11 protein-coding genes are annotated in these 13528 nt (G+C 52.1%); 5 read left to right on the forward strand and 6 right to left on the reverse strand.

Annotation, left to right across the window (positions count from 1 at the left end; genetic code table 11):
* Positions 1-4: 4 nt before the first annotated feature.
* Both SPM24T3_RS05950 and manX read right to left on the reverse strand, forming a co-directional pair.
* On the reverse strand, positions 5-805 hold the full coding sequence (locus SPM24T3_RS05950) for a PTS mannose/fructose/sorbose transporter subunit IIC (RefSeq protein ID WP_009635817.1): 801 nt from the start codon (positions 803-805) through the stop codon (positions 5-7).
* 94 nt (positions 806-899) lie between these two features.
* Entirely contained in the window at positions 900-1874 is a 975-nt protein-coding gene (gene manX / locus SPM24T3_RS05955; protein ID WP_009635818.1) for a PTS mannose transporter subunit IIAB, read from the reverse strand.
* 539 nt (positions 1875-2413) lie between these two features.
* On the opposite strand from manX, the gene SPM24T3_RS05960 reads away from it, so the two are divergent.
* Positions 2414-3973 (forward strand): TerC family protein, encoded by a 1560-nt coding sequence (locus SPM24T3_RS05960; RefSeq protein ID WP_009635819.1) that lies wholly within the window; start codon positions 2414-2416, stop codon positions 3971-3973.
* Positions 3974-4154: 181 nt separating this feature from the next.
* Here the strand turns inward: SPM24T3_RS05960 and SPM24T3_RS05965 are convergent, their stop codons facing one another.
* The 3 genes from SPM24T3_RS05965 to pabB form a co-directional block, all read right to left on the reverse strand.
* Positions 4155-5519, reverse strand: a complete 1365-nt coding sequence (locus SPM24T3_RS05965; RefSeq protein ID WP_009635820.1) for an L-serine ammonia-lyase — start codon at positions 5517-5519, stop codon at positions 4155-4157.
* A gap of 198 nt (positions 5520-5717) precedes the next feature.
* Positions 5718-6308, reverse strand: a complete 591-nt coding sequence (locus SPM24T3_RS05970) for a CoA pyrophosphatase (RefSeq protein WP_009635821.1) — start codon at positions 6306-6308, stop codon at positions 5718-5720.
* Positions 6305-7690 carry an aminodeoxychorismate synthase component 1 gene (gene pabB / locus SPM24T3_RS05975; protein ID WP_009635822.1) on the reverse strand — a complete coding sequence of 462 codons (1386 nt, stop codon included), beginning with the start codon at positions 7688-7690 and terminating at the stop codon, positions 6305-6307. The genes SPM24T3_RS05970 and pabB overlap by 4 nt, the downstream gene beginning before the upstream one ends.
* A 139-nt stretch (positions 7691-7829) precedes the next feature.
* Here pabB and SPM24T3_RS05980 point away from each other — a divergent pair, with 139 nt between their 5' ends.
* A complete protein-coding gene (locus SPM24T3_RS05980) occupies positions 7830-8012 on the forward strand; it encodes a YoaH family protein (protein WP_009635823.1) in 183 nt (60 codons plus the stop codon).
* Between the two features lie 81 nt (positions 8013-8093).
* On the opposite strand, the gene purT is transcribed toward SPM24T3_RS05980, so the two are convergent.
* Entirely contained in the window at positions 8094-9272 is a 1179-nt protein-coding gene (purT, locus tag SPM24T3_RS05985) for a formate-dependent phosphoribosylglycinamide formyltransferase (protein ID WP_009635824.1), read from the reverse strand.
* Between the two features lie 263 nt (positions 9273-9535).
* On the opposite strand from purT, the gene cspC reads away from it, so the two are divergent.
* The 3 genes from cspC to SPM24T3_RS06000 all read left to right on the forward strand — a co-directional run bounded on the left by cspC (position 9536) and on the right by SPM24T3_RS06000 (position 13474).
* Complete coding sequence (cspC, locus tag SPM24T3_RS05990) at positions 9536-9745, forward strand: cold shock-like protein CspC (protein WP_009635825.1); 210 nt, start codon at positions 9536-9538, stop codon at positions 9743-9745.
* Between the two features lie 252 nt (positions 9746-9997).
* Positions 9998-11380: an ATP-dependent RNA helicase DbpA gene (gene dbpA / locus SPM24T3_RS05995; RefSeq protein WP_009635826.1), complete on the forward strand. Its 1383-nt coding sequence runs from the start codon at positions 9998-10000 to the stop codon at positions 11378-11380.
* 54 nt (positions 11381-11434) lie between these two features.
* Positions 11435-13474: a S9 family peptidase gene (locus SPM24T3_RS06000; protein ID WP_009635827.1), complete on the forward strand. Its 2040-nt coding sequence runs from the start codon at positions 11435-11437 to the stop codon at positions 13472-13474.
* Positions 13475-13528: the final 54 nt, after the last annotated feature.

Below are 13528 nucleotides of genomic sequence, written 5' to 3' on the forward strand. Positions count from 1 at the left end.
ACCCTTAGTCCAATTCGTTGTCGAGGTCGTTAACGCCATGAGCCGGTCCGGCAGCCTGTGCAGACTTGTTGTATTTTGGACTCAGCTGGATATACAGCACTGCCATCACCACACCAATCACGCCCAGTGCAACCAGGTTAAAGTTGGTGAAGGCGGCAGTCACGAAGCCCAGATAGAAGAACGGCATCAGGTAGCCAGCACGCATCATGTTGATAACCATCGCGTAACCGACAACTACGATCATGCCACCGGCGATGTTAAGACCGCTGGTTACGACTTCTGGAATCGAGCTGAGCATGCTTTGCACGACGCTGGTCCCTACGGACACGGCAACAATTGCAGCCGGAATAGCGATACGCATTGCCTGTAGGATCAGGGCCGAGACGTGTATCCATGAGATGGCACTCAAGTTGCCTTTTTCGGCCGCCTTATCAGCTGCGTGCTGGAAGGCTACGGTTATGGTACGAACGATAATGGTCAATACCTGACCCGCAGCGGCCAATGGAATAGCCAGCGCAATACCTGCACCAATCGACTGCCCGCCGGCAATGACCAGAATGGTCGAGATTATCGAGGCGAGGGCGGCATCGGGTGCGACAGCGGCACCGATGTTCATCCAGCCCAGGGCGATCATTTCCAGCGTCCCCCCGATGATAATCCCGGTTTTCATATCGCCAAGCACGATACCAATCAACGTACAGGCTACTAACGGACGGTGAAACTGAAACTCATCCAGGATGGATTCCATCCCGGCAATACATGCGACAATAAATATCAGCACAATTTGTAGTGTGGTGATCTCCATTGACCTTCTCCTATACCAAGGAAGCTGAGTAAAATAATGCCGACTTGAACAGTCCATTGCCTTGTTATCAGCCGGACTTTCTGCGCTGGCTTTATTAATTCATCTTGTTAATCAAATCCATCATCTTCAGACGGCTGTCGGAAGACACTTTGCGCACTTCAAGTTCGATACCCTGGCTATTTAATTTCTTAAACGCGTCGATATCTTTCTGATCAACGGAGACCGCGTTGGTGACCTGAGTTTTACCTTGTTTAAACGCCATACCGCCAATATTGACCGAAGGAATTTTAACGCCGCCGTCAACCACCCGAACCACATCGGTAGGATTGGTGAAAAGCAGCATTACGCGGTCACCGGCGTATTTAGGGTTGTCATAGACGCGAATGGCTTTGGCAACGTCGACCACGTGAGCGGTGACTCCCGGAGGCGCAACCTGCGTCAGCAACGTTTTACGTACCGTATCGGCCGCCACTTCATCACTGATAACAATGATGCGGTTAACGTTGGTTTCCTTGGTCCAGCGGGTAGCGACCTGGCCATGAATCAGACGGTCATCGATGCGTGCAAGGCCGATTTTCATGTGATCGTTAGGACCCAGTACTCTGGCTGGAGCGGCTGGAGCTGCCGGAGCGGCAACTGGCGGGGCAGTAACGGGCTTATCACTCTCCGGTTCGGCGAACTTCAAGGCCCTGACTCCCAATCTACCGGTTTCGAGCGCAATGCCGGTCAGCTCGGCAAGAGTCGGGTTGTCGTCACGGCCCATAAAGGTCTCGACCAGCATAGGAATGTTAACTCCGGTGACGACCTCATAATTTTCTTTGTCGAGAACAATACGGCTGGCGGCATTAAAAGGGCTGCCGCCCCAGGTATCGACTAAAAACAGCACGCCGCTGCTCTTGTCGAGGTTTTCAAGCTTTATGTTGTATTTTTCAACCAGTGTATCGGCGTTTTCCCCAGGGACGAAATCGATAAAGGCGACGTTGTCTTGATCGCCAATTAACATTTCCGTCGTTTTCAGCAGCTGTTCGGCCGCTGAACCATGAGTGCCGATGATAATAGCAATACTCACTCGCTACCTCCTCTTGTGACCCGTCGAGCGGGTTCTGCACTTAAGTGATAAAGCTTTTATAATTCGTCAGCAGGATCCCTTGACGAATGCTGTGTTCCCTACATTATTTTCGAGTTGAAAAAACTCTGTCTTCCTTTTGTTTCTGAAAAATCAATAACCAAACAGTGTAAAAACCGGTCGAATGTGTCGACTGGATTTATTTTAGTGTGTGAAAAAATAAATTTTGTGACGACTGTCTGCTATTCAGATTCGAATGTTAATCAGCGCGTGCTGTTTTGAACCTTTCAATGATTTACGGCAAAAAACAACTTAGAGCTTAGGCTGAATTGAGGATAAGCGCCCCAAATGGGACTTTGCGAAAACAAATAGAGCTGTTACATTGTATTTCCAATTATTACACAGGAGTGCCGGGCCTCAGCCCACCCTATGGACTGTCACCGACGACGCTTAACTTCGCTTCATTCCGCTACATTATTATTCCCCTTGAAAGCCCCATCCCTTAATGCAAGGCCATCGCGCCGCTGTTTGCGGAGTCTGATATGGAATTTTTAATGGACCCCTCGATTTGGGTCGGGTTGCTGACGCTTATCGTTCTTGAAATCGTGCTGGGTATCGATAACCTGGTGTTTATCGCTATTCTTGCGGACAAACTGCCGCCAAAGCAGCGCGATAAAGCGAGAATCATTGGTTTATCGCTGGCATTAGTGATGCGCCTTGGGCTGCTTTCGCTGATTTCGTGGATGGTTAAACTCACCTCGCCGTTGTTTAGCATTGCGCAATTTACCTTCTCCGGACGCGATTTGATCTTGCTGATGGGTGGCCTGTTCCTTCTGTTTAAGGCTACCAGCGAGCTGCATGAACGGCTCGAAGGTCACAATGGCCTGGGCGGCAATAATCGGGGTTACTCCAGTTTTTGGTCTGTAGTGGCGCAAATTGTGGTGCTGGATGCCGTGTTTTCACTCGATGCGGTGATCACCGCCGTGGGTATGGTCAATAACCTGGCTGTCATGATGACAGCAGTCGTTATCGCAATGGGCGTCATGCTGTTGGCTTCTAAGGCATTGACACGATTCGTCAATGCGCATCCAACGGTGGTGGTGCTGTGCCTCAGCTTCTTGCTGATGATCGGTCTGAGCCTGATTGCTGAAGGTTTTGGTTTCTATATTCCAAAAGGTTATCTCTACGCGGCGATTGGCTTCTCGGTGATTATCGAGCTTTTCAACCAGATTGCTCGCCGTAATTTCTTGAAAAGTCAGTCACACCTTCCAATGCGTGAACGCACCGCCGAAGCTATCCATCGTTTGATGGGTGGCAAACGCGACAGCGATCGTCACGAGGAAGAACAGCATGGCGATGCGCTCAAGGAAGAAACCTTCGCCGAGGAAGAGCGTTTTATGATAAGCGGCGTTTTGACTCTGGCTTCCCGCACTTTGCGCAGCATTATGACCCCACGTAACGATATCTCATGGGTTGACTGCGAGCGTTCGGCTGATGACATCCGCATGCAGTTGCTGGACACGCCGCACAGTTTGTTCCCGATTTGTCGTCAGTCGCTGGATGACGTTATCGGCGTGGTGCGAGCCAAAGACTTGCTGGTGGCATTGGAAAATGGCGAGGATATCGTGGCATTTGCTGCTCAAACGCCGCCGATCGTGGTGCCAGAAACCATGGACGTGATCAAGCTGTTGGCGGTATTGCGCCGCGCCAGAGGCCGCTTGGTCGTGGTCAGCAACGAGTTTGGCGTAATTCAGGGGCTGGTGACACCGCTTGACGTTTTGGAGGCCATCGCTGGCGAATTCCCTGATGAAGACGAAACGCCGGACGTTATTGTTGATGGTGACGGTTGGATGGCAAAAGGCGGCACCGATCTGCATTCGCTGGAGCAGTTGCTGAACACTTCTGATCTGGTGAGTACCAACGCCGATTACGCCACGCTGGCCGGTTTGCTATTGTCTGAATCCGGGCAAATGCCAGTGCAAGGCGAGGTGATTGAGATGGCGGCGCTGCGTTTTGAGGTGATCGAAGTTTCGGAATATCGCATCGAGCGCGTGCGTATTACCAAGATTCCACTTCACAATGAGTGGAGCGAAATAGAGTAACTCAAAGGGGCAGACATCTTAAGATGCTGCCCCTTGGTTTAATCTGCCTAATTAGTTATCCCTGAACGTCATCTTTTTAGAAACAATTCTGCCAGACAACATTAGGCTGCCAACTCAGGCTGCTAACTGAACTTGCTAACTATCATTAGTCACACTGCACTTATTAGTCACACTGCACTTATTAGTCACACTGCACTTTAATTGCCAAACCGCCGCGAGAGGTTTCGCGATATTTAGCATTCATATCTTTACCGGTTTCGTACATCGTCTCGATGACTTTATCCAGGGATACGCGCGGTTCACTGGTGCGGCGCAAAGCCATGCGTGCGGAGTTAATCGCTTTTACCGAGGCAATGGCATTTCGCTCGATGCACGGGACCTGGACTTGCCCGGCAACAGGGTCACAGGTCAGACCGAGATTATGCTCCATGCCAATTTCTGCCGCGACGCAAACTTGTTCCGGGCTGCCGCCAAGCAGTTCGGTAAGACCCGCCGCTGCCATTGAACAGGCCACGCCAACTTCACCCTGACAACCGACTTCCGCTCCGGAAATTGAGGCGTTCATCTTGTAAAGGATGCCAATAGCGCCGGAAGAGAGGAAATAGCGCTGATAAATATCTGGGCTGACCGAGCCGATAAACTTGTCGTAGTAGGCTAAAACTGCAGGCACGATCCCGCAGGCACCATTGGTAGGCGCAGTGACCACGCGGCCGCCGGCGGCGTTCTCTTCGTTAACCGCCAATGCGAACATGTTCACCCAGTCGATCACTACCATCGGGTCATTGGACAGTTTGTCGTTGGACACCAGCATGCGGCGCAGAGCCGAGGCGCGACGCGGCACACGCAGCGGGCCAGGCAGCACGCCTTCAGTATTCAGGCCACGATCGATGCACGCTTGCATGGTGTGCCAGATATTCTCGAAGTACTGATCGATCTCGGCTTTGCTGTGCTGTGCCAGCTCGTTTTTCATCATTAAACCAGACAGCGAAAGCCCGGTCTCACGGCATTTTTGCAGCATTTCGCTGGCCGAGTTGAATGCGTAGGGCACTTCAACCTCATCAAGCACCGGCTGGCCAAAATGCTCATCATCGACGATAAAACCGCCGCCAACGGAATAATAGGTTTTGCTGTAAACCCTCTGCTCGCCGACGTAGGCGTGAATTTGCATGCCATTCTCATGACGTGGCAGATTTTCGCCACGAAACACCATCCCAGTATCGCGAGGGAAATCCACCTCGTGCTGCGTGCCGCCGATAGGCAGGCGCTGGCGCTGTTCAACGTCTTTGATAAAGTGAGGAATGCCGTCGATATCCACGGTATCGGGCTTATTACCTGCCAGACCAAGGATGATCGCAACATCGGTGTGGTGACCTTTACCGGTCAGAGACAATGAGCCGTAGACGTCTACCGCAATGCGAGTCACGTCAGACAACAGGTTTTTTTCCAACAGATCATCGGCAAACTGTTTGCCCGCTTTCATTGGGCCCAGCGTATGAGAGCTGGACGGGCCAATACCCACTTTGAACATGTCGAAAACACTGATCACTTTAACACTCCTGGATAGGGACAACTGGCGCAGGTGAATCACGGGAGACCGCATTGCCCAAATATTGCTTATTTATTGTTCGGTTGTTAGAGGTATAGTGTAAAAGGGTGTGACGGAGAACGCAGCGTTTTTCGCATGAAAAAAAGTAATTCATCAAATAAGTGTGAAGCTGATGAGGACCTGGGTCACAGAGGGCCGTCAATTGGCGATTTGTTGAGCCAATTGCAAGATAATTCCGGCGGTCATTCCCCATACAAACTGTTCTTCATACCAAGAAAAATACACCCGACGGCTGATGCCTTTGCGGTGAATTTCCAGCGGGTGATAGCGTGAAAAATTCAGCGCCTCCTGCAAGGGGATTTCAAATAGTTCGGCGACCTCATCTTCATTGGGGTGCAGCGGAGTATCCACCGGAATCAACCCAACTACCGGCGTTACCCGGAATCCGCTGCTGCTGTCGACTGGATTTAGCTGGCCTAAAACGCGCACCATTGCAGGCGGAATTGCCACCTCCTCGTGCGCCTCGCGCAGAGCCGTGAACACTGCTGAAGGGTCAGAAGCATCGGTTGCGCCGCCGGGGAAGGCAACTTGTCCAGCGTGTTTGCGCAGCCTGTCTGAGCGGCGAGTCAGCAAAATTGTCGGCTGTTCGCGGCAAACAATCGGGATAAGCACCGCCGCCTGGCGCTGTCCGATTGCCTTGCGAACAGGCGTTGTCGGCAAATGCAGCTGAAAACGGCGCACAAAGTCTTCAACCTCGGCGGGGAGAGGGGTGAGCTGAATAAGGCTCATGGCGCGATGCTCTCGCCGAGCAATGGCAGGATCCGGGCGACTTTATCAAAGGTTTCCTGATATTCCGCCTGCTCCTGGCTGTCGGCAACAATGCCGCCACCGGCCCAACAGTAGATTTTCCCGTTCTCGGTCAATAGGGTACGAATGGTGATGCTACTGTCCATAGTGCCGCAGAAACTGAGATAAGCGATGCTGCCGCAGTAGCCATTGCGTCGCTGAGGTTCCAGCTGTTCGATAATCTGCATGGCGCGGATTTTCGGCGCGCCGGTGATTGACCCTCCGGGGAAGCAGGCGCGTAATAGGCTGGCCGCATGACAGCTTTCCGGCAGGGTGGCGGTTATGGTGCTGACCAAGTGATGAACGGCCGGGAAAGGTTCGACCACAAACAGTTCGGGAACCTTGACGCTGCCGGGGATCGCCACGCGGCCAATGTCATTGCGCAACAGATCGACAATCATCAGGTTTTCGGAGCGATCCTTCGGTGAATTAGCCAGCCTGTCAGCCTGTAAGCGATCGGTTTTTGGATCGTCACTGCGCGGCAGCGTACCTTTGATCGGGCGGGTCTGGATCCTGTTTTCCTCGAGCCAGATAAAACGCTCGGGCGACAGGCTTAGCACAGCATTTTCCGGCAGTCGCAAGAAAGCTGAAAACGGCGCCCGATTGGCCTGATTAAGACGTAAAAAAGCTTTCCATTCGTCGCCACGGTAATTGGCCTCGAAACGCTGTGTCAGATTGATTTGGTAGCAGTCGCCGCTGTGCAAATATTCCTGCACCTGCTGGAATCTATCGCCGTATTCTTCGCGGGTCATGTTGGCGCGCCAGGCGGAATCCAGTTTGAATTCATGAGCCGTGGGGGCCTGCTGATGTTGCGCCAGCCAGGCAAGTCGCGCCTCGATATCCTCGTAGCTAACCAGCGTCAGGCGTTGTAAATGGTGGTCGGCAATCAGTGCCCAGCTGTAAATTCCCATCGCCATATCAGGCAGGTTGATATCACGCTGTGCCTGAGTGGGTAAATGCTCGATGGTTCTGCCAAGGTCATAGCCCAACAGCCCAAGCGCACCGCCAAGAAATGGCAGGTCCCTGTTGACCTCAGGCTTGATGCGGCAATGTTCCAGTTCGTTTTGCAGCAGGGTAAAAGGGTCAATTTCACTGACTTCAGGCTGACTCAGTCCCTTACGGCGGATTTCCGTGTACTGGCCGCGAGTGGTCAAAGTCACAATGGGGTCAGCCACCAGAATATCAAAGCGGTTGTGTGCATGATCGGCCGAACCGGAGTGCAGCAGCATTGCCCAAGGCTGGCAAGACAGCGGCGCAAAGCGGGTAAGCAGCGCATCGGGTTGATAAGCGAGGGTTTTAAAATCAATGGACTGGGCGGCTGGCATTTTATTTGAAAGTTCCTGACACGATGAAAACGCGGTTCCTGACTTGCCGATCCTAGCATAGATTTGATGCCGGTAGGTCATCGGCAAATTAAGGCGTATAATGCCCGGCTAAGCCCGAAACAATGACAGGAACACTCTTATGCTCACCGGTATGCCCTCACTTTCACATAAAGAGCAGCAAGAAGCCGCAGATCGCATCCATGAATTAATGCAGACTGGCATGAGCAGCGGTGAAGCTATCGCTACAGTTGCCGCTGAAATTCGTGAGACCCACAAAGGTGATCGCGTGACGGTTATCTTTGATGATGAAGACGACGAATAACTCGTTTTGAGGATTTTGGCCGTTGCGCGCAGGAATGACTATGCGCAACGGCTAGCAGGATTTAGCTTCTAACTGATAGAATTAACCTTTCACGACCACTGCAGCGGCCGCTTTAATCGCTGTTTCAACGGCTTGTTCAATGGTTTCACCAATCGATAGCGCCACGCCTAAACGACGTTTGCCGCTGATTTCCGGCTTACCAAATAAACGCACCTGATTAGACCCGATCAGCGCATGTTCAAGACCGCTGAAGCTAACGTTGTTGCTGGTCAATTCTGGCAGGATCACGGCAGAAGCAGATGGACCGAACTGGCGGATAGTGCCGATAGGCAGGCCCAGGAAAGCGCGGACGTGCAGTGCGAACTCGGAAAGATCCTGAGAAATCAGTGTCACCATGCCGGTATCGTGTGGACGTGGTGAAACTTCGCTAAACACCACTTCATCGCCACAAACAAACAGTTCAACGCCAAACAGGCCGTGACCACCCAGCGCCTTAACCACGCTTTCGGCAATATCTTTCGCACGTTGCAGCGCCAGTTCGGTCATCTGCTGTGGCTGCCACGATTCTCGGTAGTCGCCGTCTTCCTGACGATGGCCGATCGGCGCACAGAAATGAATGCCGTCAACCGCGCTGATAGTCAGCAGGGTTATCTCAAAATCAAATTTAACCAAACCTTCCACGATCACTCGGCCACCGCCAGCACGGCCGCCCAGCTGGGCATAGTCCCATGCCGCCTGCAGCGTTTCTTCACTGCGGATCAGGCTCTGGCCTTTACCTGAAGAGCTCATTACCGGCTTGATAATGCACGGATAACCGATTTCCTGCACAGCCTGCTTAAAGCTGGCTTCATCGTCGGCAAAACGGTAGGTAGAGGTTGGCAGTTTCAGCGTTTCGGCTGCCAGACGACGGATACCTTCACGGTTCATGGTCAGGCGAGTCGCTTCTGCACAAGGCACTACGTTATGGCCCTGTTTTTCCAGCTCGACCAGCATGCTGGTGGCGATCGCTTCGATTTCTGGCACGATAAAGTCAGGACGCTCGCTTTCGATCAGCCGCTTCAGCGCTTCACCATCCAGCATGTTGATAACGAAGCTGCGGTGGGCAACCTGCATCGCAGGCGCGTCAGCATAGCGATCGACCGCGATCACTTCCAGGCCAAGACGTTGGCATTCGATCGCCACTTCTTTGCCCAACTCGCCAGAGCCCAATAACATGACGCGGGTGGCGTCGGTGCGCAGTGCAGTTCCGATGGTTAACATAGCGGGATACCTAACTCTTTGTCAGTGATATTAAAATTAATAATTCTGTTATTAATCAATGATTTTATTGATTAATAGTGCTTGGCTTTAAAACCTGTTTCCGACGGGTCCGGAATTGTTTCGGCGCATTATATAGCAAAATATCCTGCTACGAAAACGATTGCGCGCACAGGCGTCGATTTGCGTGATCGCCATGAATATGCGTTAATAGTCAGGCATTCGCGATCGAGGCGGGTGCTTTTTCAAAAGTAAAGGATAGTAAAATGAGCAAGTTAACTGGTCAGGTAAAATGGTTTAACGAGAGCAAAGGCTTCGGTTTCATCACTCCTGCGGATGGTTCTAAAGACGTTTTCGTACATTTTTCTGCAATCAACAGCGATGGTTTCAAAACTCTGGCTGAAGGTCAGAACGTAGAATTCACCATTCAAGACAGCCCGCGCGGCCCGTCTGCTGCCAACGTCATCGCTCTGTAATCAGTTTGCTGGCTTGTTTAAGCCAGACCGCCAGTTTTTTACCGGCTACTGAAGATGCAAGATCACGTTTCTCTAAAACCCGCCTCTGCTGCGGGTTTTTTTGTGCCGGCCTGATTTGCCGCAAAAAGTGTGCTGCATAAAGTAGAGCGCTAAGGCGCGATTATCCCTTCTCTGTTATTATCTAACCCATTACATGGTGCCGATTATCCTGCGCCGCTTCGTTTTATTCGCCTTACATAAAGAGTTATCGCCTTGAGCACGCATTCTTTCTCCACACTGACTTTGCCATCCGAACAGCTTTCCAACCTCGAAGAGTTGGGTTACGCCCAAATGACGCCAATCCAGGAAGCCTCGCTCCCTGCCATTCTGCTCGGGCAGGATGTGCGCGCCAAGGCGAAAACGGGCAGTGGTAAAACCGCCGCCTTTGGCATTGGCCTGCTGGATAAAATCACCGTTAGCGATTTTTTCTGCCAGTCTCTGGTGCTGTGCCCAACGCGTGAACTGGCGGATCAGGTCAGCAAAGAGCTGCGTCGTCTGGCTCGTTTTACCCAGAACATTAAAATTCTGACTCTGTGTGGTGGTCAGCCGATCGCGCCACAGCTTGATTCGCTGGTTCATCAGCCGCATATCGTTGTGGGTACTCCAGGCCGTATTCAGGAACACTTGCGCAAAGGCACGCTGAAGCTGGATCAGCTGAAAGTGCTGGTGCTTGATGAAGCCGATCGCATGCTGGATATGGGATTTAGCGAAGATATTGAAGACGTGGTGAGCTATACGCCGCCATCGCGCCAAACACTGCTATTTTCCGCAACTTATCCGGCGGGCATCGAGCGCATCAGCGACAAGTTTCAGCGTCAGCCTCTCAATGTTGAAATTGAAGGCGGTGAAGACGTTGCCGATATCGAGCAGGTATTCATCGAAGCCGATCGCCACAGCCGTTTGTCGCTGCTGGCCGCAGTGCTGTATCAGCATCAGCCAACGTCATGCGTGGTGTTCTGCAATACCAAGCGCGATTGTCAGGAAGTAGCCGACACACTGGCCAGCAAAGGCATCAGCGTATTGGCGCTGAACGGTGATCTGGAACAGCGCGATCGCGACCGCGTTCTGGTGCGTTTCTCCAACGGCAGCTGCCGCGTGCTGGTTGCAACCGACGTCGCCGCCCGCGGTTTGGACATCAAACAGCTAGGTCTGGTCATTAACTACGAGCTGTCTTTTGATCCAGAAGTGCACGTGCATCGCGTGGGCCGAACCGGGCGTGCCGGAACCAGCGGTCTTGCCATAAGCCTGGTTGCGCCGCAGGAAATGGGGCGAGTCAACGCGCTCGAAGACTACACTCATAAGCGTTTTAAATGGCAGCCAGCCGCTCAGGCTCTTGCCGCGCCAGCGACCACTCTGGAACCTGAAATGCTGACCCTGTGCATTGACGGTGGCCGTAAAGCCAAGATCCGTCCGGGCGATATTCTCGGTGCATTAACCGGTGATGCTGGCCTGACCGCCGCTGAAGTTGGCAAAATTGATATGTTCCCGATCCACGCCTACGTCGCGATTCGCAAAAACAGCGCCAAGAAAGCCCTGCAGCGTTTGCAGGAAGGCAAGATCAAAGGCAAAAACTGCAAAGCCGTTTTGCTCCGCTAACCTGTAAAGTATTCGATCGCGAACTGAAATAATCGAGAGGAGCAACACCCAACAATGATGACACCTCCAAAGGCTGAAAAACGTCCGTTTCCGATGACTATGCACGGCGACACTCGCGTAGATGATTATTATTGGCTGCGCGATGACGAGCGCAGCAATGAAGACGTATTAAATTATCTTCAAGCTGAAAACGCGTGGACCGAGCAGGCGATGCAACCGCATCAGGCGCTGCGTGAAAAACTGTATCAGGAAATGGTTGACCGTATTGCGCAGCAGGATCACTCCGTTCCTTATGTTAAACATGGTTATCGGTATCAGACTCGTTATGAGCCGGGCAACGAATATGCAATTTACTTCCGCCAGCCGGAAGGCGAAACCGAGCATTGGCAAACGCTGATTGATGGCAACGAACGTGCCGCCGATCGTGAGTTTTATACCCTCGGCGGCCTCGATGTCAGCCCTGACAATGCTCAATTGCTGGTAGCGGAAGATTTTCTGTCACGACGCCAGTATGATATTCGCGTTAAAAACCTGAAAGATGACAGCTGGTCTGAGGAAGTTCTGAGTAATACCTCAGGAAGTGCCGAATGGGCCAACGATTCCAAAACTATCTTTTATGTGCGCAAGCATAAAACCACGCTGTTGCCTTATCAGGTTTATCGCCATGAAGTCGGCACTGATCCGGCCAATGACGTGCTGATCTACGAAGAAAAAGACGACACATTTTATGTCGGGCTGGATAAAACTACTTCCGAGCGTTATATCCTGATCCATCTCGACAGCACCACGACGTCTGAAGTGTTGCTGCTGGACGCCGATAATCCGCTGGCAGAGCCGGTGATGTTTGTGCCGCGTCGCAAAGATCATGAATACGCCTTTGATCACTATCTGGGTCATTTTTATATCCGTTCAAATAAAGACGGTAAAAACTTTGGCCTTTATAAGAGCGAAACTGCCGATGAAGCCAGCTGGCAGACACTGATCGCTGCGCGCGACGAGGTGATGCTCGAAGGTTTCAGCCTGTTCCGCGACTGGCTGGTTATCGAAGAACGTCAGGATGGCCTGACCCATCTGCGTCAAATCCACTGGCAGAGCGGTGAAGAAAAATCGCTGAAGTTTGACGATCCGACCTATGTGACCTGGCTGTCATTCAATCCTGATCCCGACACTTCCAAGTTGCGTTATGGTTACTCTTCCATGACCACTGCCAGCTCATTGTTTGAGTTGGATCTCGATACTGATGAACGCAAGCTGCTGAAACAGCAGGAAGTTAAAGATTTTGATTCTGCCAACTATCGCAGCGAACGCGTGTGGGTAAGCGCTCGCGACGGCGTGAAGGTGCCAGTATCAATGGTCTATCGACAGGATACCTTTAAGCCTGGGCACAACCCGCTAATGATCTATGCTTACGGATCCTATGGCAGCAGCATGGATCCAGGGTTCAGCGGCAGCCGTTTGAGCCTGCTGGATCGCGGTTTCGTATTTGCGCTGGCACATATTCGCGGTGGTGCCGATCTCGGTCAGCAGTGGTATGACGACGGCAAACTGCTTAACAAGCTGAACACCTTCCATGACTTTATCGACGTTACCCGTGAGCTGGTTGCTCGGCAATATGGCGACAGCGAACAAGTTTATGCGATGGGCGGCAGCGCGGGCGGCCTGTTGATGGGCGCGGTGATTAACCAGGCACCCGAGCTTTATCACGGTATTGTTGCGCAGGTGCCATTCGTTGATGTGGTCACCACCATGCTTGACGAGTCAATCCCGCTGACTACCGGCGAGTATGACGAGTGGGGCAATCCAAATGATAAAGCCTATTACGACTATATTCTGCAATATAGCCCTTACGATCAGGTAAAAGCGCAGGCATATCCACACATGCTGGTCACTACCGGTCTGCACGATTCTCAGGTGCAATATTGGGAACCGGCCAAGTGGGTCGCCAAGTTACGTGACTTGAAGACCGATGATAATCAGCTGCTGATGTACACCGACATGGATTCGGGACACGGCGGTAAATCGGGGCGCTTCAAGGCTTACGAAGATATCGCGATGGAATACGCTTTCGTGATTGCGCTAAGCCAGCCAAAATAAGACCTGCTAAGGTAAACTCAGGGTTACTCAGGTATTACTCAGGTATTACTCAGG

This window comes from Serratia sp. M24T3, from assembly GCF_000257645.1.
Classification (GTDB): domain Bacteria; phylum Pseudomonadota; class Gammaproteobacteria; order Enterobacterales; family Enterobacteriaceae; genus Rouxiella.